26 protein-coding genes are annotated in these 26,316 nt (G+C 66.7%); 8 read left to right on the top strand and 18 right to left on the bottom strand.

The window, feature by feature from the left end:
* The first annotated feature begins 3 nt into the window (after positions 1-3).
* Complete coding sequence (gene truA, locus A3OK_RS0112140) at positions 4-780, top strand: tRNA pseudouridine(38-40) synthase TruA (protein WP_019905144.1); 777 nt, start codon at positions 4-6, stop codon at positions 778-780.
* Here truA and dapE read toward each other — a convergent pair.
* Positions 747-1,943 carry a succinyl-diaminopimelate desuccinylase gene (gene dapE, locus A3OK_RS0112145; protein ID WP_196805434.1) on the bottom strand — a complete coding sequence of 399 codons (1,197 nt, stop codon included), beginning with the start codon at positions 1,941-1,943 and terminating at the stop codon, positions 747-749. The two genes, truA and dapE, sit on opposite strands and share 34 nt — an antisense overlap.
* Positions 1,944-2,060: 117 nt before the next feature.
* Between dapE and moeB the strand changes: the two genes are divergently transcribed.
* Positions 2,061-2,837, top strand: a complete 777-nt coding sequence (gene moeB, locus A3OK_RS0112150; protein ID WP_019905146.1) for a molybdopterin-synthase adenylyltransferase MoeB — start codon at positions 2,061-2,063, stop codon at positions 2,835-2,837.
* A gap of 34 nt (positions 2,838-2,871) precedes the next feature.
* Here moeB and A3OK_RS0112155 read toward each other — a convergent pair whose 3' ends face one another.
* The 12 genes from A3OK_RS0112155 to A3OK_RS0112210 form a co-directional block, all read right to left on the bottom strand.
* A complete protein-coding gene (locus tag A3OK_RS0112155; RefSeq protein WP_019905147.1) occupies positions 2,872-3,075 on the bottom strand; it encodes a hypothetical protein in 204 nt (67 codons plus the stop codon).
* Between the two features lie 63 nt (positions 3,076-3,138).
* A complete protein-coding gene (locus A3OK_RS0112160; RefSeq protein WP_026597198.1) occupies positions 3,139-4,170 on the bottom strand; it encodes a formate dehydrogenase subunit gamma in 1,032 nt (343 codons plus the stop codon).
* A gap of 73 nt (positions 4,171-4,243) precedes the next feature.
* Positions 4,244-4,840, bottom strand: coding sequence for a formate dehydrogenase FDH3 subunit beta (gene fdh3B / locus A3OK_RS0112165; protein WP_019905149.1), 597 nt, complete (start codon positions 4,838-4,840; stop codon positions 4,244-4,246).
* Positions 4,841-4,852: 12 nt separating this feature from the next.
* The gene (locus A3OK_RS0112170) at positions 4,853-7,795 is read right to left on the bottom strand and encodes a formate dehydrogenase subunit alpha (RefSeq protein WP_019905150.1); all 2,943 of its coding nucleotides are present in this window, start codon (positions 7,793-7,795) and stop codon (positions 4,853-4,855) included.
* A gap of 7 nt (positions 7,796-7,802) precedes the next feature.
* Complete coding sequence (locus tag A3OK_RS0112175; protein WP_019905151.1) at positions 7,803-8,027, bottom strand: formate dehydrogenase; 225 nt, start codon at positions 8,025-8,027, stop codon at positions 7,803-7,805.
* 44 nt (positions 8,028-8,071) lie between these two features.
* Positions 8,072-8,719, bottom strand: coding sequence for a molecular chaperone TorD family protein (locus tag A3OK_RS0112180; protein ID WP_026597199.1), 648 nt, complete (start codon positions 8,717-8,719; stop codon positions 8,072-8,074).
* Positions 8,720-8,814: 95 nt separating this feature from the next.
* Entirely contained in the window at positions 8,815-9,468 is a 654-nt protein-coding gene (locus A3OK_RS0112185; RefSeq protein WP_019905153.1) for a DUF3306 domain-containing protein, read from the bottom strand.
* Positions 9,465-10,013, bottom strand: coding sequence for a DUF3305 domain-containing protein (locus A3OK_RS0112190; RefSeq protein WP_019905154.1), 549 nt, complete (start codon positions 10,011-10,013; stop codon positions 9,465-9,467). The genes A3OK_RS0112185 and A3OK_RS0112190 overlap by 4 nt, the downstream gene beginning before the upstream one ends.
* On the bottom strand, positions 10,010-11,020 hold the full coding sequence (locus tag A3OK_RS0112195) for a DUF6352 family protein (RefSeq protein WP_019905155.1): 1,011 nt from the start codon (positions 11,018-11,020) through the stop codon (positions 10,010-10,012). Before A3OK_RS0112195 ends, A3OK_RS0112190 begins: the two co-directional genes overlap by 4 nt.
* Entirely contained in the window at positions 11,017-11,595 is a 579-nt protein-coding gene (locus tag A3OK_RS0112200; RefSeq protein WP_019905156.1) for a DUF6505 family protein, read from the bottom strand. Before A3OK_RS0112200 ends, A3OK_RS0112195 begins: the two co-directional genes overlap by 4 nt.
* Positions 11,596-11,727: 132 nt before the next feature.
* Positions 11,728-12,963: a porin gene (locus A3OK_RS0112205; protein ID WP_245259350.1), complete on the bottom strand. Its 1,236-nt coding sequence runs from the start codon at positions 12,961-12,963 to the stop codon at positions 11,728-11,730.
* A 152-nt stretch (positions 12,964-13,115) separates the two neighbouring features.
* A complete protein-coding gene (locus A3OK_RS0112210; RefSeq protein ID WP_019905158.1) occupies positions 13,116-13,853 on the bottom strand; it encodes a biotin/lipoate--protein ligase family protein in 738 nt (245 codons plus the stop codon).
* A gap of 198 nt (positions 13,854-14,051) precedes the next feature.
* Between A3OK_RS0112210 and A3OK_RS0112215 the strand changes: the two genes are divergently transcribed.
* Positions 14,052-16,037, top strand: coding sequence for a 4Fe-4S dicluster domain-containing protein (locus A3OK_RS0112215; protein ID WP_081631248.1), 1,986 nt, complete (start codon positions 14,052-14,054; stop codon positions 16,035-16,037).
* Here the strand turns inward: A3OK_RS0112215 and A3OK_RS0112220 are convergent.
* Positions 15,982-17,307, bottom strand: coding sequence for a c-type cytochrome (locus tag A3OK_RS0112220; protein ID WP_051093007.1), 1,326 nt, complete (start codon positions 17,305-17,307; stop codon positions 15,982-15,984). The two genes, A3OK_RS0112215 and A3OK_RS0112220, sit on opposite strands and share 56 nt — an antisense overlap.
* A 222-nt stretch (positions 17,308-17,529) precedes the next feature.
* On the opposite strand from A3OK_RS0112220, the gene A3OK_RS0112225 reads away from it, so the two are divergent.
* The 5 genes from A3OK_RS0112225 (at position 17,530) to A3OK_RS0112245 (ending at position 23,272) form a co-directional block, all read left to right on the top strand.
* On the top strand, positions 17,530-18,627 hold the full coding sequence (locus A3OK_RS0112225; protein WP_019905161.1) for a molybdopterin-binding protein: 1,098 nt from the start codon (positions 17,530-17,532) through the stop codon (positions 18,625-18,627).
* Positions 18,624-20,618: a molybdopterin biosynthesis protein gene (locus tag A3OK_RS0112230; RefSeq protein WP_019905162.1), complete on the top strand. Its 1,995-nt coding sequence runs from the start codon at positions 18,624-18,626 to the stop codon at positions 20,616-20,618. Before A3OK_RS0112225 ends, A3OK_RS0112230 begins: the two co-directional genes overlap by 4 nt.
* On the top strand, positions 20,615-21,169 hold the full coding sequence (gene mobB, locus A3OK_RS0112235; protein WP_196805435.1) for a molybdopterin-guanine dinucleotide biosynthesis protein B: 555 nt from the start codon (positions 20,615-20,617) through the stop codon (positions 21,167-21,169). Before A3OK_RS0112230 ends, mobB begins: the two co-directional genes overlap by 4 nt.
* The gene (glp, locus tag A3OK_RS0112240; RefSeq protein ID WP_026597201.1) at positions 21,153-22,409 is read left to right on the top strand and encodes a gephyrin-like molybdotransferase Glp; all 1,257 of its coding nucleotides are present in this window, start codon (positions 21,153-21,155) and stop codon (positions 22,407-22,409) included. Before mobB ends, glp begins: the two co-directional genes overlap by 17 nt.
* A gap of 161 nt (positions 22,410-22,570) precedes the next feature.
* A complete protein-coding gene (locus A3OK_RS0112245) occupies positions 22,571-23,272 on the top strand; it encodes a TerC family protein (protein ID WP_019905165.1) in 702 nt (233 codons plus the stop codon).
* A gap of 75 nt (positions 23,273-23,347) precedes the next feature.
* Here the strand turns inward: A3OK_RS0112245 and A3OK_RS0112250 are convergent, their stop codons facing one another.
* The 4 genes from A3OK_RS0112250 to A3OK_RS0112265 all read right to left on the bottom strand — a co-directional run bounded on the left by A3OK_RS0112250 (position 23,348) and on the right by A3OK_RS0112265 (position 26,263).
* Positions 23,348-23,917, bottom strand: a complete 570-nt coding sequence (locus A3OK_RS0112250) for a hypothetical protein (protein WP_155912011.1) — start codon at positions 23,915-23,917, stop codon at positions 23,348-23,350.
* 107 nt (positions 23,918-24,024) lie between these two features.
* Positions 24,025-24,867 carry a substrate-binding domain-containing protein gene (locus A3OK_RS0112255; RefSeq protein ID WP_019905167.1) on the bottom strand — a complete coding sequence of 281 codons (843 nt, stop codon included), beginning with the start codon at positions 24,865-24,867 and terminating at the stop codon, positions 24,025-24,027.
* Positions 24,840-25,571, bottom strand: coding sequence for an ATP-binding cassette domain-containing protein (locus A3OK_RS0112260; RefSeq protein WP_019905168.1), 732 nt, complete (start codon positions 25,569-25,571; stop codon positions 24,840-24,842). The genes A3OK_RS0112255 and A3OK_RS0112260 overlap by 28 nt, the downstream gene beginning before the upstream one ends.
* Positions 25,568-26,263 carry an ABC transporter permease gene (locus tag A3OK_RS0112265; protein ID WP_026597202.1) on the bottom strand — a complete coding sequence of 232 codons (696 nt, stop codon included), beginning with the start codon at positions 26,261-26,263 and terminating at the stop codon, positions 25,568-25,570. The genes A3OK_RS0112260 and A3OK_RS0112265 overlap by 4 nt, the downstream gene beginning before the upstream one ends.
* Positions 26,264-26,316: the final 53 nt, after the last annotated feature.

Below are 26,316 nucleotides of genomic sequence, written 5' to 3' on the forward strand. Positions count from 1 at the left end.
CTGATGCCCCGCTACAAGCTCGTCATCGAATATGACGGTGCGCCGTTCTGCGGATGGCAGCGCCAGGCCGAGGATGCGACCGTCCAGGGCGCCATCGAGGCGGCCGTCAAACGCTTCTCGGGGGAGGAGGCGCGCCTGACCTGCGCCGGGCGCACCGATGCCGGCGTCCATGCCATCCATCAGGTCGCCCATCTCGATCTCGCCAAGGAATGGCGCACGGATACGGTGCGCGACGCCCTGAACGCCCATCTTCGCCCGCTGCCGGTCGCCATCGTCAGCGCCGAGAACATCGGGCCCGGGTTCGATGCGCGCCATTCCGCCATCCGCCGGCACTACCGCTACCGCATCTTCAACCGGCGCAGCCCGCCCGCGTTGACCCGCGCCCATGTCTGGCACGTGCCCTGGGCGCTCGATGCCGAGGCGATGCACGCGGCCGCGCAGGGCCTTCTCGGCCGGCACGATTTCACCGCCTTCCGCGCCGCCGAATGCCAGGCGAACAGCCCGATCCGCACCCTCGAGCAGCTCGACGTGGCCAAGGTGACGATGGGCGTGTTCGAAGAGATCGTGATCACGACCTCGGCGCGCTCGTTCCTGCACCATCAGGTCCGCGCCATGGCCGGCACGCTGATGATGGCCGGCTGCGGCCGCTTCAGCGCCGCCGACGTCGTCGACATCCTGGCCAGCCGCGACCGCGCCCGCTGCGGACCGATGGCGCCGGCGCAAGGGCTGACTTTTGTGGGGGTGGATTATCTCCCAGAGGGCGAGCGCACGGAGAAATAGGCACTGAGCACCCGCGCGTAGATCGCCGTCAGCCTATCGAGATCGGCGACCGCCACGCATTCGTCGGTCTGGTGCATGGTCTCGCCGACGAGGCCGAACTCGATCACCGGGCATGCATCCTTGATGAAGCGGGCATCGGAGGTGCCGCCGGTGGTGGAGAGAACCGGGCGGCGTCCGGTCTCGGCCTCGATCGCCTCGACCACGAGGTCGGTGAAGGCGTCGGGCGCGGTGAGGAAGGCCGGAGAATTCGAGGGCTGCAGGTCGAGGGTGAACCGCACCGAATTGCCGGCCGCCACTTCGAGGCGCCGCCGGATCTCGGCACCCAGGCTTTCCGCCGTCCAGCTTTCGTTGAAGCGGATGTTGAAGGTGGCGCGCGCCTCCGCCGGGATGACGTTGGTGGCCGGATTGCCGACATCGATGGTGGTGAGTTCGAGATTCGACGCATCGAAATGCGCGGTGCCCTCGTCGAGCGGCGCATCGAGAAGGGCCGATGCGAGGCGCAGCAGGCCGGGAATCGGGTTCTCGGCCTTGTGCGGATAGGCAACGTGGCCCTGGCGGCCATGGACGACGAGCGTGCCGGTGAGCGAGCCGCGACGGCCGATCTTGATCATCTCACCCAAGGCCGCCGGGTTGGTCGGCTCGCCGAGAAGGCAATGATCGAAGCGCTCGCCGCGCGCCTTCGCCCAGTCGAGAAGCTTCACCGTGCCGTTGATGGCGGGCCCCTCCTCGTCGCCGGTGATGAGGAAACCGAGCGATCCGGTGAAGGCCCCTCCCCGCCCGGCGATGAAGGCGAGGGCGGCCGAGAGCATGCAGGCGATGCCGCCCTTCATGTCGACTGCGCCGCGTCCGTAGAGCATCCCGTCCGCGACCATTCCCTCGAACGGCCCATGGCGCCACGCCTCGAGAGCGCCCGGCGGGACGACATCGGTATGCCCGGCGAACAGCAGGTAGGGGCCGCCCGTACCGATGCGGGCATAGAGATTGTCGATGTCGGGCGTGCCGGGCTCCGAGAAACGGGGTCGCTCGACGGTGAAGCCCGCCGCTTCCAGCACGCCGCCGAGCCATTGCAGCGCGCCCCCCTCCTCCGGCGTCACCGACGGGCAGCGGATGAGCGCCTGGGCGAGGGCCAGCGGCGAATGATCGGCGTTCACGGGAGATGACACGGGCAGCGTCTCGTCGGGCTGGGAGTTTCAAGGTCGCGAATAGGCGCCGAGGCCGCGTGAGGCAAATACGGTCGCGGCGGTCTTTCGGCGCCTCGCGGCACGCGTTATCTCACGCTCATGGCCTTCTCCAGCGACGAAGTCGAACGCTACGCCCGCCACCTCGTCCTGCGCGAGGTCGGAGGACCGGGACAGGCGCGGCTGAAGGCGGCCCGCGTGCTCGTCATCGGCGCCGGAGGCCTCGGCGCGCCGCTGATCCAGTATCTCGCGGCAGCCGGCATCGGCACGATCGGCATCGTCGACGACGACACGGTCTCGCTGTCGAACCTGCAGCGGCAGGTGATCCACGGAACGCCCGATCTCGGCCGTCCGAAGGTCGACAGCGCCATCGATGCGGTGGCCCGGCTCAACCCGCATGTGCGGATCGAGGCGCATCGTCTGCGGATCGACGCGGAGAATGCCGTCGCCCTGATCGGCGAGTACGACGTGGTCGCCGACGGCTCGGACAATTTCGCGACGCGCTACGCGGTGTCCGACGCCTGTTTCCACGCGCGGCGCCCGCTGGTGACGGCGGCGCTCGGGCAGTTCGACGGCACCCTCACGACCATCCGCGCCCATGAGACCGGGCCGGACGGTCGCCCCAACCCGACGTATCGCTGCCTGTTCCCGAACCCGCCGCCGCCCGGCAGCGTTCCGGCCTGCGCCGAAGCCGGTGTGCTCGGCGCCCTGGCCGGTGTGATGGGATCGCTGATGGCGATGGAGGTGATCCGCGCGGTGGCGGATTTCGGCGAGCCGCTGGTGGCGCGACTGCTCATGGTCGACGCACGCTCCATGCGCTTCGAGACCCTGGGCTACGGCTGGGACGAGAGCAATCCGCTGAGCGGCACCGGGGGCTGAGGCTCGACTGTCGACCCTCGAGGAATGCCGTCGCTCACGACTTCGCCGGCTTAGCCGGTTCGGGCGTCACGCCGTTCCAGTGCGGTCCGACGAGGTTGCTGTGGCCGGCCGGGTCGGAGACGCGCGCGCCCGAGGTGGCGAAGGCCTGATAGGCGAAGCGCTGCTGATCGTTGAGGAGCGTGGCGGCGAGCGTGCCGATGGCGACGGCGACGATCAGCGCGATGATGAAGGCTTTCATGGACGTCGTCCGATCCTCGACATGCCGGCGCAGGTCGCCGAACCCGTAAGTGGTCCCAAACGCCTACTCGGCGGGAACCTGATGGCTCCCGAGCGGGCGGCCGCTCGCGTTCTTGGCCTGCTCCTCCTCGACCCAGAGGTCGTGGTGGACCTTGGCCCAGCCGAGATCGACCTTGCCGCTGCCCATGGCGTCGTAGGCGCCCTCCATGCCGAGCGTGCCGATATAGATATGGGCAAGGATGCCGGCGATGAAGGCGACGCCGATGAGCGCGTGGATCACCTGCATCAGCTGCATTCCGGTGATGTCGGTGAGCGCGAACGGGAAGATCATCATCAGGCCGGTGACGCTCATGGCCGTGCCGAACCCGATCACCATCCAGAACACCATCTTCTGGCCGGCGTTGAAGCGGAAGGCGCTCGGATGCTTGTTGCCGACGAAGCCGCCGAAGGCCTTGATCCAGGCGATGTCGACCCTGTTCGGGATGTTGTCCTTCAGCCAGAGGACCAGCATCAGGGCGACCCCGATCATGAACGGCCACGCCAGGTAGATGTGGCTGAACTTGGCATATTGCGCCACCACGCCGAAGGCGTCGGCACCGATCAGCGGCATCAGCAGGCGCTTGCCGAAGATGTAGTTCAGCCCGGACAGGGCGAGGATGATGAAGCAGCTCGACGTCATCCAATGGGCGAAGCGCTCGAACCCGTTGAAGCGCAGGATCTTGCGGCCGGTATCGGGACCGCGCTCCATCATGATGCGGCCGCGGACGAAGTAGAACAGCGCCAGCAGGCCGATGGCGCCGAGGACGGCGAGCGCGCCGATCCAGGGCAGCCAGCCTTCGCGGAAGGCGCGATATTCCCGGCCCGCCGGCTGGATCAGGTTCGCGGCCTTGGCGTCGGGAATGGTGATGCGGCCGGAGATCTTCGGATCCTGCTTGAACAGGAATTCCTCGTTGACCGATTCCGCCGTCGGGTTCTGGCCCGTGGGATTGAGGCCGTCCCGCGTCTGCTGCGCGAACGCGGTCGAGGACGCGCCCACGGCAGCCGTGAGGATGGTCGCCGCGATCAGCGTCCTGAAAGTCGTCACTGTCCGCCGCATCGGCGTTCCCTTCCCAAAGTCGTAACCCGCGCGAGCCTGTCGGGCGCGATTGCCCGCCAGGCGCGTCCGCCGCTCAGATGGCGACGGTTTCGCGATAGGCGGTCTTCCAGCCCCAGGCGCCGGAGCCGTAGCCGCGCTTGATCACGCGCTGCTTGTAGATCTCGGCGATCATCTCGCCGTCGCCCGCGAGCAATGCCTTGGTCGAGCACATCTCGGCACAGAGCGGCAGCTTGCCTTCGGCCAGACGGTTCGAGCCGTATTTCTCGTACTCGATGGTGGAGAGATCGGCCTCCGGGCCGCCGGCGCAGTAGGTGCACTTGTCCATCTTGCCGCGCGAACCGAAATTGCCGACCTTCGGATATTGCGGCGCGCCGAACGGGCAGGCGTAGAAGCAGTAGCCGCAGCCGATGCAGATGTCCTTGGAGTGGAGCACCACCGCATCGGCCGTGGTGTAGAAGCAGTTCACCGGGCACACCGCCGCACAGGGCGCGTCGGTGCAGTGCATGCAGGCCATGGAGACCGAGCGCTCGCCGGGCTTGCCGTCATTGAGGGTGACAACGCGCCGGCGGTTGATGCCCCACGGCACCTCGTGCTCGTTCTTGCAGGCGGTGACGCAGGCGTTGCATTCGATGCAGCGATCCGCGTCGCAGAGGAATTTCATGCGAGCCATGGCGATGGTTCCTCAAACGGCCCGGATCTGACACAGGGTGCACTTCGTCTCCTGCATGCCCGTCACAGGATCGAAGCCATAGGTCGTGGTGTTGTTGGAGCTTTCGCCCAGCACCACGGGGTCGGTGCCGTGCGGATAGAACTTCCGCATGTCGTCGCCCTGGTACCAGCCCGAGAAGTGGAACGGCATGAAGGCCACGCCCTTGCCGACACGGTCCGTCACCAGTGCCTTCACCTTGGCCTTGGCGTTGTTCTCCGGGCCTGAAACCCAGACGAACTGACCGTCCTTGATGCCGCGATCGGTGGCATCGCCGGTATTGATCTCGACGAACATGTCCTGCTGCAGCTCGGCCAGCCAAGGGTTGGACCGCGTCTCCTCGCCGCCGCCCTCGTATTCCACGAGACGGCCGGAGGTGAGGATGATCGGGAAGTCCTTGGCGATGCCGCGGTCGACCGCCGCCTTCTGCACCGAGAAGCCGATATTGGGCATCCGCAGCTGACGTTCGTCCGGCCGGGTCGGGTATTTGGCGACGAGGTCGGGGCGCGGCGTGTAGATCGGCTCGCGGTGCACCGGCACGGGGTCGGGCAGGTTCCAGGCATTCGCCCGGGCCTTGCCGTTGCCGTAGGGCGTCACGCCATGGTCGAGGCAGACGCGCTGGATCCCGCCCGACAGGTCGGTCGCCCAGCTCACGGCATCGATATTGGCCCCACCGGTCTTGGTGATGCTCGCCATCTCCTCGGCCGTGAGATCCTTCTCCCAGCCGAGCTTCTTGAACACCGCCATGGTGAATTCGGGATAGCCGTCGGTGAGCTCGGAACCCTTGGCGAAGGAATCCTCCGCCAGCAGCGTCACGCCGTTGCGCTCGGTGCCGAAGCGCGCCCGGAAGGTGCCGCCGCCATCCTTGATGTGAAGGTTGGTGTTGTAGAGGATGTGGGTGCCCGGATGCTTCAGCTCGGGCTTGCCCCAGCACGGCCAGGGCAGGCCGTAATAATCACCGCCGACCTCCGGATCGTCCTTCGGCGCGCGCAGGGTGATCAGGTCGAACTTCGCCTGGTTGCGCATATGCGCCTTCAGGCGCTCGGGGCTCTGACCGCAATAGCCGGTCGACCAGCCGCCACGATTGATCTCCCGCAGGATGTCCTCCGCTTCGGGGACGTTTTCGACGACCTTGATGTTCTTGAACATCTTGTCGGCGAGGCCGAGCTTGGCCGCGAGGCGGTAGATCACCTCGTAATCGTTCTTCGACTCGAAGGCCGGCTTGACGATCTGCTCGCCCCATTGGAGCGAGCGGTTCGATGCCGTGCGGCTGCCGTCCATCTCCAGCGAGGTGCAGATCGGCAGGAGGTAGGTGTTGTCGCGCCGCGCATCGAGGGCGGCGAAGGTGGTCGGGTGCGGGTCCGCCACCACCAGGAGGTCGAGCTTGGTCAGGCCCTTCACCGCCTCGGGCAGGCGGGTGACGGTGTTGCCGCCATGGCCGAACACCATCATCGCCTTGATGCCGGTGCGCTGGTCGATCTGCTCCTCGGGCAGGTTCACGCCGTCGAACCACCGCGTCGAGGTGATGCCCGGCGCTTCCATGCTTTCCTTGCGGGTGCGGGCCTTGCGCCCGGCCTTGGCCGGAACCTCGTCGAACCGCCCCTGCAGCCAATCGTACTCGACCTCCCAGACGCGGGCCCAATGCTTCCAGGCGCCCTCGACGAGGCCGTAATAGAGCGGCAGCGACGTGACATCGAGGCCCATATCGGTGGCCCCCTGCACGTTGGTGTGGCCGCGGAAGATGTTGGCGCCGGTGCCCGGCTTGCCGACATTGCCGGTGGCGAGACAGAGGATGCAGAGCGCCCGGACGTTGGCGGTGCCCACCGTGTGCTGGGTCGCGCCCATGCACCAGATCAGCGTCGAGGGCTTCTCCTTGGCGAATTTCTCCGCCACGCGGCGCAGCTGTTCACCCGGCACGCCGGACACGCGCTCGACTTCCTCGGGGTTCCACTTGGCGACTTCCTTGCGGACGTCGTCCATGGCGTAGACGCGCTGGCTGATGAATTCCTTGTCTTCCCAGCCGTTCTCGAACACGTGCCAGAGGATGCCCCAGACCACCGGGATATCGGTGCCGGAGCGGATACGGACGTAATCGGTGGCGTGCGCCGCCGTCCGCGTGAAGCGCGGATCGATGACGATCATGTTGGCGCGGTTGATCTCCTTGCCCGACAGCACGTGCTGGAGGGAGACCGGGTGCGCCTCGGCCGGGTTGCCGCCGAGGATGATCATCGTCTTGGCGTTGCGGATGTCGTTGTAGGAATTGGTCTGGGCGCCGTAGCCCCAGGTATTGGCGACGCCGGCCACCGTGGTGGAGTGACAGATGCGCGCCTGATGATCGACCGAGTTGGTGCCCCAGAAGGCGCCGAACTTGCGGAAGATATAGGCTGCCTCGTTGGTGAACTTGGCCGAGCCGAGCCAGTAGACGGAATCGGGGCCGTACTTGTCGCGCAGGCCGGTGATCTTGTCGCCGATCTCGTCGATCGCCTGATCCCACGAGATCCGGGTCCATTGCCCGTCGACCATCTTCATCGGGTATTTCAGGCGGCGGTCGCTCGACACGAGTTCGCGGATCGCCGCGCCCTTGGCGCAATGCGTGCCCCGGTTGATCGGGCTGCTGAAGGACGGCTCCTGGCCGACCCAGACGCCGTTCACGACCTCGGCCGTCACCGTGCACCCGACCGAGCAGTGGGTGCAGATGTTCTTCTTGATCGTCACCTCGCCACCGCTCACGGCGGAGCCCGCGGCCTGGGCCTTGCGCACCGAGCCGAGCTGGATCGAGCCGGCGGCGGCGAGGCCTCCGGCGACGAGACCGGAATTACGCAGGAAGGCGCGACGGTCGATCGCTCTCGGCGTCTCGCCGATGGTGACGGCCTGGTGGAACGTGCGGCCAGGGCCGCCGGTCTTGCGCTTGATCAGCATGGCGCCCTCAATTCTTCTTCAGGGTCTCGTAGCCGTTGGTCCGGTAGAACGCCTTCACGTGGTCGGACTCGCGGTAGCGGGCCTTCGTCTCTTCGGCGCCCGGATCGTAGGCCTGTGCCGGCGTCGCGATCATCGGCTGGGCCGTGATCGCGGCGGCAGCCGCCACCGACCCGCCGCCGAGGGCGCGGAAGAAATGGCGCCGTCCCATCTCGTCCTTTCGATCGTCCCGCATGCTCGTCACTCCTGAATGCGACCGATGTCTCATTGGCCCCTGCCTCATGCGTCGAGCGCGTAGGCCTGAGTCTCGATTCCGATGAAGATCCGACCGAGGTCACCCACGGCGCGGTAGAAGGACGAACGGGAATTGGCCGCCACATCGTCGAACAGGCGCCCGGCCCAGGGCTCGAGATGCCGCTCGAAGAAGGTGCGATCGGCGCCGGGTTCGGTCTCGAACCTTCCGGAGACCAGACCCGCCATGGTCTCGAGCAGCAGGGCGACATGGTCTTCCGGCTCGCTCATCCCGCCGGTGGCTTCGATGCCGAGGCGAGCCAGATCCTCGCGGATGCGCGCCAGCGGCCGTTCGTTGAGAAAGCCGGTGAGGTAGTATGAGGCGTGCAGGACCACCTCGCCGCGTCCGACACCGACGAAGAGATCGAAATACTCGCGTTTCACCTTGGCGAGTGCCGCATTGGCCGCTTCGCGTGCGAGGGCGGAACAGGCCTTGCCCAAAGGATTCTCGTCGCCGCCCGAGCCCGCGAGGATCGACAGAATGTCGTCGGACGGTTCCCGGCCGGTCAGAGCCGCCAGAAGGTCGTAGAGATGCGCGCGCAGCAGATCGACGTCGTCGGCGCCTCCCGCCATCAGGCCTGGCGCGCCGGAAGCGGAACCCGCTTCAACCTCGCGCAACAACTCTACCGAACGCATCACATCCCTCAGGCCGCCACGTTTCGCGGGCGAAGTGTATTCACTTCTGCCACCATAGCCCGGAACGGGATGTCCGCAATCTAGTTTTTAACGGCTCAAAGCGGGACGGCGCCGCCATGTCGTCGCGGTTTCGGTACGCCCGCATCCTCGGGCTGCCGTCGCGGCGCGGAAACGGGCAGGCTCGGCCCGGATGTCTGCGATGCGAGGAGCACGGGTTCAGGGTCGACTTGTTCCGTTTCTTCGTCGGTCGTCGCCGAAACAGGCTCCTCCCCCGGTTCGTCCGTCTCGCCGATCCCGGACGTCACGGTCACCGGCTCCGTTGCCGCCTCGGGCTCCGCGACGGGCGTCCCGTCGAAGATGTCGCGCAGCATGGCCTTGATGTCGTCCGTGGGCAGGAGCGGTCCGTTTCCCGGCACGCCGCCGACCACGTTCCAGTCATAGGCATATTCTCGCGCTTCGCTGACATAGTCGCGGATGTTGGTGTCGAGGGACCACATCCGGCGCAAGGCCGCCTTGCGCATCATCATCGGCACACCCGCCCGGAGGAATTGGGCGAGGTCGGTCTGGGCCGTCAGACTGTCCAGCGAGGGCAGCTTCGCGAGTTCCTCGGGAGGCAGCGACCCGGCTTCGTCGAGCTCTTCCAAGAGGGGTGCCGCCTCGGTCTCCGTGGGCAGGCTCGCGGGCGGGGCCTCGCGGACGAGGGCGCGCTTGCGCTTCGACCAGCGGGAGAGGAAATCGCCGCCGCTCATCCCTCGTCCCCCCTCCTGCGGGTGCCGGTTCCCTGGCGGGCCAGCGCCTCGGGGTCGGCCCTGTCGCGCTTGCGCTTATGGAACACCTGCTCGACATGGAAGGCCTCAAAGAAGGCCAGGACTTTGGCCTGGATCTCCACCGGCATCGGCACCGCTTCCACCACCTCGCCGATGCCCTCTGCCATGGATTCGCCCTCGTAGGGATCGGCCGTCACGTTCGCGACCGCGTAGCTCGAATCCGCGACTTGCCGCAGGGCGACCCAGAGCGAGGGACGGCCCGAGATCAGGTTGTCGCGGTAATGCGAGGTTTCGGCCGGATGGAGCGAGACCTCGTAGGCGCCGGCATAGAAGGTCTCCTCCTCCGGCGTCGCCGACAGCGTGGTCCAGGGCGCGGTGGCGGGAATCGCCGGCAGCGCCGCGACCGGAAGCCAGGCATGGCTCGCCCAGCAGCTCTTCAGGGTCCGCTTGGCGACTATGATCCCGACTTCGAACCGGTCGTCAGGGGGCGGCGCGGGCGTGTCGCCGGTCGGGTCCTGTTCGGTCATGCGGCCTCCGAACCGGCGGCGATCGGCAATCCCGCCACGAGATTCTGGGGTTTGAAGGACAGGCGCTTGTCGGAATCCATCGCCATCAGGAGATAGACCGGACGACCGGCGACGCGCGGATCGATCCTCGAATCGTCGGGAAACGTCATGCGAAACAGGGCGAGGATGCGTTCGCGACCGCGATCGTCCAGTTCCTCGTTGTTCCACAATGCGTTGCCGATGCGGGTCGCCTGTGCGTCGAGTCCGATGAACCAACGCCAATCCGGGTCTTCGATCGCCTCGATCGGCTCGATTGTCGCCTCCACGGACATGAGATGGCGCAGCCAGGCCTCGATGGCGCGGGCCAGTCCTTGGCGGCTCTTCGGGTTGCTCCCGAGGTTGAGCGCCATGGTGAAAGCGTCCGAGCGGCTCCAATACGTCCAGGCGGTCTCGTCGGTCAGCACGTCGAGTTCGTTCGCCGGCTCCTTGCCGAGCATGGCGACGAGGGGAGATTGCGCGGCTCCGGTCTCCCGCGCCTCGATCACTTCGGCATCGGCCAGAAGCGCCGCGCCATCCACGAACGAGACGCGCTGGGGCCGGAAGAAAAGCTCGCCCGCACGCAGGGTGTAGGGGTCGTCGCAGCCATCGAGGGCGTTGCGTAAGATGAGATGCGCCAATTGGTTAAGGAAGATCGGAGGGGTGCCGTTCAGGCCGCTCCGGACGAGATCGAGATAGGCCGCCTCGACCGAGCGAGCGGCCGTGAGCCGGTCGCGAAAGGCGAGCATCATCGTCCAGTTCTCGCGCGCATCCGCGTCGGCCATCGCGGCGATTTCGCCGGGGGAGACCGCCCGGCGCGGCGCCCTCACGAGGCTGCGGTGGAGCGCGCGCTCGGCCATGCACGCCTCCTCCGGCGGCACGAGTTCCGGCCTCGCGAGATAGGCGAGGATCAGCTCGTCTGTGACTGCAAGACCACCGCCCTCTGTGCGCCCGGCAAGATGGTGGCCGCTGGAGACCCAGAACTCGGTCATCGTCCTTCGCCTTCCGATACTCGTTCTTGTGCCATGCCGATGAGGTCCGCCCGCTCCTCGGGCTCGTCATCGGTCTCGACGAAGGTGAAGGCCCTGGCATGGGCGTGAAGCCTGTCGGCTCCCGCCATTCCCGGCCCGCGCTGATGCAAGGTGCGGAACGCCTCGCGGATTTCCCCCTCCTCGAACGTCCGATGGAGGGCGATCACGCTTCCGATTGCGGGCTGACACAGGGAGGAAGCGAAAGCGATTTCCTCCGCCGCCGCGATCCTGGCCACGTCCAGGCTCGGCGCGCCGAGGCGATCACGGAGGTGATGCGCCAGGTCCTCGACAGCCGCGTCCCGCTCCGTTTCCGTCGCCTCGCTGACCACGACGAGGGTGGAGAACCCGAGCGAGGTCACACCGAGGAATCCGGAGCGGAACGCCGTCCGCTCCTTGCCTTCGAGACGCGCGACATCAGCATCCCAGAAGAGGAACGATCCCGTCACGGCCCATTCGCCCGGCTCGGCAGCCTTCGCGAAGACGAAGGTGTCCGAAGGGTCGAGTCGTAAGGTCCGTGGAAGTTTGAGACTGCTCATCGAGACTTCCGAAAATCCATCCTGATGCTGGCCGTCGAACTCGCATCTCGGCCAGCGGAGCCGGTCATCACCGTCAACGCTTCTGTCGGGTGTCGGGAACCAGGACCTGCTTTCAGCACGACGAGGACGCGGTCACCAATACACTTGAAATCGGCCGATGACGGTATCTGCATCGATTGTCCGGCCATTATGGAGCGCCGATGGCGAGGTGTGTGACCTGACGTAATCCGCCATGATCCGAATGTTGGTATCGGGATACCACGACAATCCCAGCGTGCCGTCCCGCTCGATGCCGCCGCGCACGCCACCATCGTCGAGATCGATCGCGGAGAAGCGCAGCCCGATCTCGAACACGCCGAAGCCGCCGCGGGTGATGCGTTGGGCTTCGGCGACCTTGACGCCGCCGAAGACCGCATAGCTGGTCCCATTGAACTCGGGAGCCATGCGATAGGCCCGGTTGGCGCCGTTCAGCACCCAGCTCGCCTGGACGTATCCGCCCTGGAAGCTCAGCGGCGTCCTGCCATCGAATCGATCGACCTCGGTACGGGCATATTCCGCGCTGATCAGCAGCGGACCCGAACGATAGGCCAGTTCCGCACCCATCCGGGTGATGCTCGCGGCATCGCGAATATCGCCGGTATCGACGAAACTCCGGGCATAGAGAAACGCCTCCGACCGGCTCGAAAGCGATAGCGGGCTGTCGTCCTTCGACAGGCTGCGGAAACTGCCCGCGAGACCGAGATGCAGGGTCCGATCGTCGTCATTGATGGGCGCGTAGGTCGCGCGACTGGTCGAGGCGACACCTTCGCCACGGATGCCGGTATTGGCATTGCCGCCGAAGATTCCGGTGACGATGCTCCATTCCTTGCCGTGCTTTCCAACTGCGAATCCGAAATTGCGCGCCGGAACGAGCGCATCGGACAATGCCCGCTCGGTGAACAGGATGTTGTTGTTCGAGGCGAGCTGATCGAGACCGAACGGCTCCTTCTCGTTGCCGATGCTAAAGAGCATGTCAGGCACGCCACGATAGACGATGACCGCATCGTTGATCGGGGTCGTCGGATCGCTGAAATCGTACTGGAAGCCGATGCCGACATCCTTGCCCAGGCTCAAGGTCGTCTCGATCCACGAACGACGCACGGCGACATTATCCGAGAATGGCTCGCCGAAGCCCGATTGGCGGACGGCGGCAGCACCGAAATCGAGATGAAGCCGGCCGCCGATGCGCAGCGTTACGGCCTCGTCGGGAAAGGTCAGGGTGATGCCCTTGTCATCGATGGTCAGCCGTTCGCCATAGGGGCCGGGCATGCCCTTCACTGCAATGGCTTCGTCCCTCGGCGCTTCCTCAGCCCGGAGCTCGATGGGCATGGAGAGAACAGATGCGAGCGCGATGAGGCAGGCAATGCACTGTCTCGCGTTCATCCTGACCCTGCGACACGCCGTGAAGAGATCGCACCGGCTGGCCGAAACGATACCGAAATGCTCGCGCCTGCTTCGGCACGTCTCGTCGATGGCGCCCTTCACAAAAGTGGTTCATCGGTGAGCGGATCGCGCCAGGACATCCCGGCAAGCCCCGATACGAGGGAGCGACGCGTACCGTCGTCATCGATCAGGTCGCCATTCCTGTCGATCCTCGCGGATCGGCCGCCATCGACCAATCGCGACAGGTAGCGCCGTTCGATGGCCTCGAACCCATCCTCCTCCCACAGGGCGAAAGCCTTCATCAGGTGACGGGCGAAGCTCTCGACGACGCTGGCGTGGTCATCGTCTTGCGCGAAGCCTTCGTTCGCGAGGGAGGTCGAATCCGGCGTCAGCCCAGGGTCGCCGGCCTGGGCCTTCGAGGCGATGATCATGGTGGAGAAGACGAGCCAGTCCGGCACGTCGCCTTCTCCGCAGGTCGCCGGCCATCCGAGACGTCCCCCGCCGAGGCGCGCGCCATCGAAACGGACCGTGTCGGGCCAGTCGAATGTCACCGGAATTTCAGGTGGCCCATGTGCGCCGATGGCCTCGGCCAGAGCCACGATGCCGGCAAAGAAGGCACGGCGCGCGGTCGCCAACGGTTCGTCCGGCGCCAGGATCACGGCGAGATCGAGAATGGCGGCGTCGCGGCGCCAGACCAGAAGCCCGGTCGCCTCTCCGGAACTCGCATGGCGGCAGGCCGCATCGAATGCGCTCGTAGGCCCGGCGGAAACCAGAAGCGAGAAGACCGGCGGCAATGCCAGCTTCGGAGGGGCGGTGTCGTCGGGGCTCGGCGCCATACCTGTCGGTTCTGCCTGTCGGTTCTGCCTGCGCCCGTATGTCGGGTCCTAGTTTCGATTGGTTATAGTATACGATACGCATCGTGAGCGCGAAGGAGGCCTGTTCCCTCCTCGGTGTGACCAAAAGTTCGGGGTGAGTCTGTGTCCGATCGGATCGTGATCGCATGCTCGTGCGAGGGAACCATCGCCCTCGACGAGATGGCGATCGGCAAGGCGTGCGGCGGGCGTTTGCAGACCGCCGAGCAATTGTGCGGGCGTGAGATCGGGCGGTTCGGGGAGGCCTTGGCGCAGGGCGGGCCGGTCACCGTCTCCTGCACCTTGCAGGCGCCGCTGTTCACCGACGTCGCTGCCGAGGCGGGGGCGGATGCCCTGGTGACCTACGCCAATATCCGCGAGACTGCGGGCTGGTCCAGCAACTCGGCCGAAGCGGCACCGAAGATTGCGGCACTCTTAGCCGCAGCAGCGGAGGTTGCGCCGGCGCCGGGCACCGTGGCGATGGTCAGCCAGGGCGTTGCCCTCATCCTCGGACGCGACGAGGTTGCGATCGAGGCCGGGCGCCGGCTCGCGGACCATCTCGACGTGACCGTGCTGCTGAGCCGACCGCGAGACGTTGCGGTGCCCCGCAGGCACGAGTTTCCCATCCTCCAGGGCAGCGTCGTGTCGGCCATTGGCCATCTCGGCGCTTTCTCCCTGCGCATCGACGATTACGCCGTGCCGAGCCCATCGTCGCGTCGCTCGTTGGAATTCGGTCCATCCCGCAACGGAGCGACCTCCACCTGCGACGTGGTCCTCGATCTGACGGGCGGGATGCCTCTATTTCCCGCCCACGACCTTCGCAGCGGCTATGTGCGGGCCGATCCCGGCGACCCTGCCTCGGTGGAGCGGGCGATCTTCACGATCTCCCACCTCGTCGGCGAGTTCGAGAAGGCGCGGTTCGTCGATTTTCAGGCGGATCTGTGCGCCCATTCCCGCTCACGCATCACCGGATGCACGCGCTGCCTCGATGTCTGTCCAACCGGGGCGATCGCGCCTGCCGGCGATCACGTGACGATCGATCCCTATATCTGCGCCGGCTGCGGCTCCTGCGCCTCAGTCTGTCCGACCGGGGCTGCCGCCTACGCGCTGCCACCCGCCGATGCCCTGATGCGGCGCCTGCGCACCCTGATGCGAGCCTACCATGAGGCCGGCGGCCGGAACGGGGTGGTACTCCTTCACGATGCCGAGCATGGCGAACCGCTGATCGAGGCGCTGGCACGCTACGGCGACGGGCTTCCGGCCAATGTGCTGCCGGTGGCCGTCAACGAGGTGACGCAGCTCGGCCCCGAAGCCGCCGCCGCCCTCCTCGCCTACGGTGCGGTGGGCGTCCGCCTCCTCGTTCGCGACCGCCCCAAGCATGACATTGCGCCGCTTCGGCGTATGGCGACGCTGGCCGATACCCTGGGCAAAGCCCTTGGCTACGGCGCTGCAGATGGCTCGCCGTTGGTCGCCCTGATCGAGACCGACGACCCGGACATGCTTGCCACCGCGCTCTCATCCGGCACCGTCGGCACCCCCGCGCCGATCCCGGCCGCGTTCATGCCCGTGGGACCGAAGCGTCACGTTCTGCAGTTCGCCTTCCGCGAGATGCACGTCGCCGCTCCAGCGCCCGTCGCACTCGTCCCCTTGGAGGGCGGAGCGCCGTTCGGCGGGCTCGACTTCAGGACCGAGGACTGCACTTTGTGCCTTGCCTGCGTCGGCACCTGCCCGACCCATGCGCTGAGCGACAGCCAGGACCGGCCACTCCTCGCCTTCGAGGAAAGCCTGTGCGTGCAATGCGGACTTTGCGTTGCCACCTGCCCGGAAAACGTCATCACGCTGAAGCCACAGGTGGATTTCGCCGCTTGGAGCCAGCCGCGCCGCATCGTCAAAGAGGAAGAGCCGTTCGACTGCGTTTCCTGTGGTAAGCCGTTCGGCACGCGCAGCACGATCGAGCGGGTCATCGAGAAGCTTCATGGGCGCCACTGGATGTTCAGGGGCAGTGCCGGCGAGTCCCGAATCCGCACTCTCATGATGTGCGACACCTGTCGCGTCGAGGCCGTCGTGAACGAGGCCTTCGATCCGCACACGGTGCCCGAACGATCCAAGCCGCTCACCTCGGAGGATTATTTCCGCGCCCGTGAGACGCGGGGGGACGGCGGCGCCTGATCCCAACTCGCGGTGACTGCGTTTTCGTTGCCCTCTCCAGAAACCGTACGAGAGCCTCGCGATCATCCGCGTTGTTGATCGTCTGCTCGGGCATCTTGGTGCCGGGCGTGTAGCGCGACGGACCGATCTCGAAGAGCTTCGAGATGGTCCGCGCGTCCCAGACGATGTCGAGGTTCTTCAGGGCTTGCGAGAAATTGTAGCCGTCGGCGGTGGCAATGCGACGGCCGAACACACCGCTCAGGGTGGGACCAGCGCGGTTGCCGTCTTCCGGCGTCAGGGTGTGGCAGGCGACGCAGGCGCGAAAGACCTCGGCGCCGCGATCTCCCTTGTAAGCGGCGAGTGAATCCGCCGGTCGCACCATCGCCAGCGGCCCGATCGGCTCGCCGGACTTCGCATCCCAGCGGCGTAACAGCCTGTCGCCACCGCCGGTAAGCAGCTCGGTTCCATCGGGCCGGAAGGCGAGAGACCAGACCGGAAGCCCGGGTCCAACAAGATTGAACTCGACCTTGGCCGTCAGCCGATGGATCATGGCGACGGTGCCCGCGACAGTGGCGGCCGCTACCCGCTGGCCATCAGGCGACGACGCGAGGCCGATGACCGGGTTCGTGGCGAGATCGACCGATGCGCGGATGGATCCGTCCGCGGCCAGGAAGCGCACGATGCTGTCCGCTCCGGCTGCAGCGATCTCTCCGTCGCTCATCACGACGACGCTGTTGATCGGCGACGGCAATTGGACGACGAGCGGAGGATCCGCGGCATCGACGAGCGGCCATATCCGCAAGGTTGCGTCATAGCCGCCCGTCACCGGTCGCCCATCGGCGAGGAATGCTACGGCATTGACGTTGCCGGCATGTCCTTGAAGCACCCGGACCGGGCCTCCGGACAGGGGTCGGACATGCGCGGTTCCATCCCAGGAGGCCGAAGCGAGGCTCGTTCCATCCGGCGAGATCGCCAGGGACACGATTGGCCCGGCATGATCGGAGAAGATTTCAACGGGCTCGGAGCGCCCCGCCTGCCATAGGGCGATGCGTCCGTCCTCGCTCGCCGTGGCGAAACGGCCATCCTGAAGGGCAGCGACGGCATTCACCGCACCATCGTGAAAGCGCAAGATCGCGAGCGCGACTCCCTGGTCGATCCCCCAAAGGATAGCCGATTGGTCGAACCCGCCGGAGATCGCGATACGTCCGTCCGGGGCGACGGCGAGAGCCCGCACCGGGCCGCCATGGCCTCGGAGCTGACCCCAGGCAGGAATCCCATCAGAAAGGGCCAGGAGAGCGGCACAAACGTAAACGGCGCGCCGGAACGATGGCCGAAAGGTTTTGGGTCGACCCGAGAACCCGGATGTCTGCACCGCGCCGTCACTCTCCTGCTGGGGAAGGCCTCCAAGGATTAGCGATGCTGGCGGCACCTGTCTCCCCCACAGGCTCACGCCCCCACGTCCGTAATGAGTGGGGTTGATCGGCTGTCTGCAATGCCGCATCCGTCTGGGCTCATGTCGATCCGGTCCGCCACCTCGGCCTTGATGCCCCTCACTGAGGCGTTGGCTCGGCTTCTCGTCGCCGCGCCCGTTCCTTCTTCTCTCGTGCTGGTGGGGGAGGCCGTCGGCCTCGTTCTCGCTGACGATGTCGCCGCAGCGACGGAGTTTCCGATCACTGCGAGCGCCCGAAGGGACGGCTGGGCCGTAGCCGGCGCGGACGTGACCGGTGCTTCAGCCTACGCACCCGTCGGCCTCCTCTCAGCGCCTCGATGGGTGGAGGCCGGCGACGGGATGCCGCTCGGCACCGATACGGTGCTGCCTCCGGAAGCGCTCGATACTTCGGGTGAGATCGTCGCCGACGCCGCATTGGGGGAAGGAGTCTCCCGTGGCGGTCAGGAGATCGCGCACGACGATCTACTGGCGCGGTCCGGATTGCGGCTGACACCACTCGGTGCCGTCGCGCTCGAAGCCGCCGGGATCCGCAAAGTCGCGATACGGAGGCCGCATATCTTGGTCATCGGAATTGGCGACGGGCCTTCGTCTTCGGTCGCCGACGCGGTCGCTGCATGGGCTGTCGCCGCCGGAGGGCGGGTCACACGGGGCCGCTCGGCCCGTGACATGGAGTCGATCGCCCGGGCGATGACGGTCGAGCTCGCTGACGCGATGTTCGTCGTCGGCGGAACCGGACTCGGCCGAACGGACCACAGCGCGGCCGCTCTCGCGAGAAGGGGCCGCCTCGATGCGCACGGAATCGCGCTGCGTCCGGGAGAAAGCACTGGTTTTGGCTGGCTCGGAACGGTTCCGACTCTGCTGCTACCAGGTCGGCCGGATTCCGCCCTCGCCGCCTTTCTCGCCCTCGGGCGTCCGTTGCTGGCACGGTTATCGGGGATGATGGTATCCACCCGCCCGAAAGCGCCGCTCTCCCGAAAAATCTCCTCAAGCATCGGAATGACCGAGATCGTCTTCGCAAGGCTGTCGAACGGCATCGTCGAGCCCCTCGGCGGCGCGGATCTGCCGCTGCGGCGACTGATCCTCGCAGAGGGCGCGGTTCTGGTGCCGCCGGAGCGGGAAGGCTATCCCGAGGGAGAACTGGTCGAGATCATACCTCTGTGAGCCGCAACGAAGGATCCGAGACGACGGAGGATTTCCTGGCGAAGCTGTCGCGCGCAGCGCGCCAGGAGCAATTCCTCCACGTGGTGAGCCGGGACGAGGCCGTCTCGCGGTTTCGCGCCGCCATCCCGCATGCTTCACTCTCCGCTGAGATCGTACCGCTCGTCGGAGCACTCGGCCGTGTGCTGGCGAGGGACATCGCCTCGCCGATCGACGTGCCGCCCTTCGATCGGGCTCTCGTGGACGGGTTTGCGCTTCGTTCGTCGGACACGCTCGGCGCGAGCCAGGCGGAGCCGCGTCGACTCGGCCTCAACCACGAGATCCTCGCCTGCGGTGTCGCGCCCCGACATGCCGTCGACCCCGGTACGGCGACGGCCATCGCCACGGGCGGCGTCATCCCGCGCGGCGCCGATGCGGTGGTGATGGTGGAGTCGACCGAGATCGCTTCCGGTGACGGGCCTTTGGCGATCGACCTCGATCGGACGGCCTCACCCGGCCAGTTCGTCGGCTATGCCGGTTCAGACATGGCGCGCGGCGAGACGGTGCTGCGCAAGGGCATGGTCATCACGGCGCGAGAGATCGGCATCCTCGCCGCCTGCGGCCTCGGTGAGATTGAATTGGTGCGTCGGCCCAGAATCGCCGTCCTCTCCACCGGCGACGAGTTGGTGGCTCCCGGCAAGCCTCTGCCACCCGCCGGCATCTACGATTCGAACAGCGCCATCGTGGCCGCTTCGGTGACCGAGAATGGCGGCGTACCCGTCCCCTACGGCATCATCCGGGATGACGAGGACGCCCTCGAAGCGGCGATCCGAAAGGCGCTGTCGGAGTGCGATGTGGTCGTCCTTTCCGGCGGTACATCGAAGGGCGCCGGGGACGTTTCACACCGCATCCTCTCGCGCCTCGGCGAGCCCGGCATCCTCGTCCACGGCGTCGCTCTGAAACCGGGCAAGCCCCTTTGCCTCGCCGAGGCGCAGGGCAAGGCCATCGTCGTCCTGCCGGGCTTTCCAACTTCGGCGATATTCACCTTCCACGAGTTCGCAGTGCCGCTGATAAGGGCGCTTGCGGGGCTTCCGCCGCGCGACGAGGAGAGCGTCGACGCGGTGCTGCCCCAGCGCATGGCCTCCGAGCTCGGGCGGATGGAGTTCGTCATGGCCTCCCTCGCCCATGGGCGGGAGGCGCCCGTCGCCGTCCCGTTGTCCAAAGGCTCCGGCTCAGTGACCGCCTTCTCGCAAGCCGACGGTTTCTTCGCCATTCCCGCCCCACGGTCGGGCATGGAAGCCGGAGAACGGGTGAGCCTCACCCGGATCGGAGCGGGCACACGCGCGCCCGACCTCACCATCGTCGGAAGCCACTGCATCGGGCTCGATGCAATCGTCGGACGATTGGCAGAGCGCGGCGTCCGGGCGCGCACCATCTGGGTCGGATCGTCAGGCGGCCTCGCCTCCCTGAAGCGGGGCGAATGCGACATCGCCTCGATGCATCTCCTCGACCTCAAGACAGGCTTCTACAACACGCCGTTCCTGATCCCGACCTTGAGACTCGCCCCCGGCTGGAAACGGATGCAAGGGGTGGTGTTCCGCTCCGGTGACAGGCGGTTCGAGGGACGGGACGCGGCGAGCGCGGTCTCAGCCCTTGTCGACGATCCCGATGCGATCATGGTGAACCGCAACACCGGATCGGGCACGCGACTCCTGATCGACGGAGTGCTGGACGGCGCCCGCCCGCCGGGTTTCTGGAACCAGCCGCGCTCGCACAACGCCGTCGCCGCCGCCGTGGCGCAGGGCCGGGCCGACTGGGGCATCGCCATCGAGAGCGTCGCTCGTACCTATGGCCTCGGCTTCCTGCCGCTCACGAACGAGCATTACGATTTCGCCTATGCCGCCGAGCGGGCTGACGAGCCGGCATTGGCCGGTTTCCTTTCCGTCCTTGCCGAGCCGGAAACCCGGGCGGCCCTGGCCAAACTGGGGTTTTCGGTGCCCGAGGCGGCGTCATGACGGAGCGTGCAATGCGGGTCATCGGCCTCGCCGGATGGAGCGGGGCGGGCAAGACGACGCTTCTCACCAAGCTCATCCCCACCCTGATCGCCCGCGGATTGACGGTCTCGACCGTCAAGCACGCGCATCACGCGTTCGACGTGGACCAGCCGGGAAAGGATTCGTACCGGCATCGCGAGGCGGGCGCATCCGAAGTGCTGATTTCGTCCGCCGCCCGCTGGGTAATGATGCACGAGGCACGTGACGGTGTCGAAGCGACGCTTTCCGACCTGCTGCGGCGCCTCAGCCCGTGCGACCTCGTCCTGGTCGAGGGGTTCAAGCGAGAAGGACATCTGAAGCTCGAGATCTATCGGAAGGCCAATGGGCGCCCACCATTGCATCCGGACGACAAAGGGATCGTCGCCCTCGCCAGCGACACAGCATTTCCCGATGCCGGCATCCCGGTGATCGATCTCGACGACGTCTCAGGAATTGCGACCCTCGTCGAATCCCTGGCGGAACCGATCGACGCCGTCCTGACGAGGTTCGAGGGCGATGGCTCAGCTGACTGACGATTGCTTCGCCTTCGGCGGACAATTGATGAGCGTGGACGATGCGCTGGCGCTCATCGCGGAGCGGCTGCCCGTGCTCGCCGGGATCGAGCACGTACCGCTTCATGAGGCGGATGGGCGCATCGCGGCAGAAGACGTGATCGCTGGCATCGACATCCCGCCCTTCGATAACTCGGCCGTGGATGGCTATGCCGTGCGTTATGCCGATCTCGCCTCGACCGGCGAAACACGGTTGTCGGTCGAGGGTCGGATCGCCGCTGGCGAATCCGGCCCGGAAATGCGGGAGGCGCCGGCGGCAGTGCGTATCTTCACCGGCGCGAGAATGCCGGGCGGCGCCGACACGGTGTTCATGCAGGAGGATGTCGCTCTCGACGGCACGGATGTGATCCTCCCATCGGGCCTCAAATGCGGCGCGAACCGCAGGCTCGCGGGCGAGGATGTCGCGCGCGGCAGCACGGTCATTGTCGCCGGGCGACGGCTCTCGCCAATGGATCTCGCCATTGCCGCCGCCATCGGTCGCTCGTCGCTGGCCGTCCGCCGACGCTTGCGGGTCGCGGTGTTCTCCACCGGCAACGAGCTGGCCGAACCGGGCGCCTCTCTCGCACCGGGAGCGATCCACGATTCCAACCGGGTGATGCTCATCGCCATCCTGAAGCGCATCGGCGCCGAGGTCAGCGATCTCGGCATCCTGCGCGACGACCGCACTCTCCTCGCCGCGCGCCTCGCGGAGGCGGCATCCGCGCATGATCTCATCCTCACGTCGGGCGGCGTCTCCACCGGCGAGGAAGACCATGTGAAGCCGGCGGTGGAGAGCGTCGGCAGCCTCGTATTCTGGCGTCTGGGTATCAAGCCCGGCCGGCCGGTGGCCATGGGCATCGTGCAGGGAACGCCGTTCGTGGGATTGCCGGGCAATCCCGTCGCCGTCTACGTGACCCTGCTCTTCGTGGTCCGTCCGCTGCTCGCGCGGCTCGGCGGAGAAAACTTCGCCGCGCCGCTCGGCATTCCGGTCCGCTCGTCCTTCGCCTACCGCAAGAAGGTTGGCCGCCGGGAATACGTGCGTATCAGCCTCCGACGCTCCGCCGATGGTGGGTTGGAAGCGGTGAAGTTTCCCCGCGACGGTGCCGGCGTGCTCACCTCGCTGACGGACAGCGATGGGCTCGCCGCTCTCGGCGACGACGTGACCCGCATCGAACCGGGAGACATGATGGAAGTCTATCTCCATGCCTTGCTTTACGGGTGACGAATCCTCTCCCCGTCGCCCGAAGAGCGGAACCGAAGCTTGCATTGCATAAGCTCCGGCACGATGTGCCGGGAGCATACCGATATCGCGGGCTCTCCGCCTCCGAAGGCGAGCCGGCTCCCTCTCATTTTCTCGCATCTCCGACCTGACCGAAAGCGCCGATGGATTTCCTCGACTCGCACTTCCTCGTCTCGGTGCTGCAGATCGTCTGGATCGACCTGCTTCTCTCCGGCGACAATGCGGTCGTCATCGCGATGGCCTGCCGGTCCCTGCCGGCCGAACAGCGCCGCACCGGAATCCTGCTCGGGGCGGGTACGGCCGTGGGCCTGCGAATCCTGTTCGCCGTGGTCATCACTTACCTGCTGGCCGTGCCGTTCCTGCGGATCGGCGGCGGCCTGCTTCTACTCTGGATCGCGGTGAAGCTGGCTCTCGGCGAGGAAGAGGACGGCCACGCGATCGGAGACAGCAAGACACTGTGGAAGGCCGTTCGAACCATCGCCATCGCCGACGCGGTGATGAGCCTCGACAACGTGGTCGCCATCGCGGCCGTCGCGAAGGGCGAGGTTTCCCTGTTCGTCTTCGGCCTGCTGTTGTCGATTCCCCTTATCGTGGCCGGCGCTTCTCTCATCACCACGCTGCTAAAGCGCTTCCCCATCGTGATCTGGGCGGGTGCCGCGCTACTCGGATGGATCGCCGGTGAGATGATCGTCACCGACCCCTATATCGCCGAGCATGTAGCCTCCGTGCCCCACGTGCATAATGCCGCCGCCGCCATCTGCGCGGTGCTGGTCGTTGCCGTGGCGTTTGTCTGGAAGCGGGCGACGGCATCACCAGCCTCGGTCGCCGATCACGGCCGGAGCTGAGACCTCGAAGGTATCGAAACGAGGCCCCATTTCAGGACCTCCTTCCGTCAATCGGAGAGTGGCCGGCTCAGGGGCTTACCGGGCTGCCTCGAGATATTTCAGGTCGAGGGCGGCCAGGGACATGAGCGGGGCTGGCATCACCACGCCGTCGCGGCGGATCTGCCGTGCTACGCGCTGACACCCGGCAATGTCGTTGGCGCCGGCGACAGCGTCACCCTGCTCGACCGAGGCAGCGCTCGGTGCCTTCGGCGGAGGTGCGGCGGGCGTTGCAGGGGCCGCAGCTGCGGCCGGAGCCTGAGCCTGAGCCGAAGCTCCCGACGGTGCGGCGGCATTCTGGCTCGCCCCTTGGGGACCGGCCGCTCCGGGACCGGTGGATGCGGTGGGACCACTCAAGCCGGAATTCTTTTGCGTGTCGCTCGCCCCCGAAGGCTTCTGCGAATCTGCGCCGGGTGCCGTCACGGCCGTGCTCGCCTGGGCAGGCGTTGGGCTGGCGGATGTCGGCGGAGCCGGCGGGTGCAGGAAAGCGACGAGTTCCTTGCAGATATTGGCCGGCTTGCCGGATTCCGCCGAAGCGATCGCCGGCAGCAGCACCATCGTCGCCGTGGCGGCTCCGATTACGAGCCCTCTGATACCCAAACCTGTCATGTGATGGCCCTCCCTAGGCCAAGCTCTTGCAGCCATTGCGGCGCGATTTCCGAGAGAAGGTGCGCCAAGGCCGAAGCCTGTCAAGGGTCGCGATCCACTGCCAGCGCTCACTTCACTCCGGCATTCGGGAAGAAAAGCTGCTCTCCGCCGATCTTATAAGATGCGATGGCAGCCTGACCCGGGGCCGACACGAGCCAGTCGATGAAGGCCAGCCCTGCCTTCGCCTTCACGTGCGGATGCTTCTCGGGGTTCACCAGCATCACGCCGTACTGGTTGAACAGGCGCTTGTCGCCCTCCACCAGAATCTTGAGCTCTCCCCGGTTCTTGAACGACAGCCAGGTGCCACGGTCGCTCAGCACATAGGCGTTGGTGGCGGAAGCGGTGTTAAGGGCCGGCCCCATCCCCTGGCCGATCTCCTTGTACCAATCGCCCCGTACCGTGCCGAGGTCGAGGCCGGCCTCCTTCCAGTAGCGCAACTCGGCGCTGTGCGTGCCCGAGCGATCGCCGCGCGAGACGAAGGGAGCCTTGGCGGACGCGATCTTGGCCAGAGCCTCGACGACGCTGTTGCCGGCTGCACCGGCCGGATCGTCCTTCGGGCCGACCACGACGAAGTCGTTGTACATCACCGGGTAGCGCTTCGCGCTCCAGCCCTCACCGACGAACTTCTCCTCCGCGACGGTATCGTGGACCAGGACGACGTCGGCATCGCCGCGCCGCGCCGCGTCGAGGGCCTGCCCGGTACCGAGAGCCACCACCTTCACGCCGATGCCGCTGGCCTGCGTGAATTTCGGCAGCAGATCCTTGAACAGGCCTGACTGCTCCGTCGAGGTGGTGGATGCGACCGTGATGGTCTCACCCGGTTCGGCAAGGGCCGGCGCGGTCGAGAGGCCGAATGATCCGACCACGACGAGGAGGCCGAGGCTCAGGAGCGAGCGGCGAAGGAGGTCCATGGCATTTCTCCGGCGAGATAGGCCCGCGCTTCCGGCGAGCGGGGCGATAAGAGGATGTGCCGTACGGCCCCATGTTCGATGGCGAGACCGCCGGCGAGGACCACGACATCTTCGGCAAGGCGCATGACCTGACCGAGATTGTGCGAGACGAGGATGACCTTCGTTCCGGCCCGCGCCATCGACACAACGAGGTCTTCGATGGCGTGAGCGGAGGCCGGATCGAGATTCGCGGTTGGCTCGTCGAGGAGGAGCAGATCCGGCTTTCTCGCCCAGGCTCGCGCCAGCGCGAGCCGCTGCTGTTCGCCGCCCGACAGACGGGTCGCCGGAGCGCCGGCCCTGTCGGCGAGACCGACATGGTGGAGGGCAGCGCGCACCCGGTCGCGCCGGTCGCTGGCATCGAGGCCGAGCGGTGCCAGGGCCAGCGACACATTGGCGGCGGTGCTAGCACGGACGAGCCCGGGACGTTGGAACACGAAGGCGGTGCTCGGACGAAGTCCGGACGATGCGCCTATGCGGATCGTCCCGCTCGTCGGCTCCAGCAATCCGTCGATGAGACGCAGGAGCACGCTCTTTCCGGCGCCGTTCGCCCCGATGATCGCCGTGATGCCGGACGACGTCACCGTCATATCGACGCCTCTCAGGATCGGGATGTCGCCGACCTGGTAGAACAGCCCTTCAATCGCGATGGCGAGCGCAGCGCTCATCCGTAGGCACGCATCGCGTAGGAACGCAGGAGCGAGGCGACGGCGCTGACGACGATGACGACAGCGATAAGGACGAGGCCGAGAGCCAGGGCGAGCGGAAGGTCGCCCTTCTGCGTCTCGAGCGAGATCGCCGTGGTCATGGTGCGGGTATGCCCGTCGATATTCCCCCCGACGACGAGGACGGCGCCGATCTCCGAGATGGCGCGGCCGAAAGCGGCGAGGATCGCTGTGACCAGCGAGAAGCGCGTATCGAAGATCAGGACCGCGGCGCGCCGTGCCCGGCCGAGGCCGAGGGAGCGAAGCTGCTCGCCGAGATGGTCGTCGGCATCGGCGACGATCTGGCGCGTGAGCGCGGCGATCAGCGGAACGACCAGAATAGTCTGTGCCACAATCATCGCACTCGGCGTGAACAGGAGGCCGAGACCGCCGAGCGGACCGGAGCGAGACAGCAACAGGTAGAGGACGAGGCCGATGACCACCGGCGGTAATCCCATCGCCGCGTTGAGAAGGCCGACCACCACCCGTCGCCCACTGAACGCCGACACGGCGACGAGGGCTCCGAGGGGCACGCCGAAGAGGCTCCCGAGCCCGACGGCCGAGAGGCTCACTCTCAACGACAGGCCAGCGATGGCGATCACCTCCGGATCCAGCGTGGCGATCCGCGAGAGCATGTCCTGAAGAGTTTGCAGCATGGCTCCGGTGCTGTGCGCGCGCGCTCCCTCATGCTATCTCCGCGACTGCCAGT

Origin of the sequence: Methylobacterium sp. 77 (assembly GCF_000372825.1) — a bacterium.
Classification (GTDB): Bacteria; Pseudomonadota; Alphaproteobacteria; order Rhizobiales; family Beijerinckiaceae; genus Methylobacterium.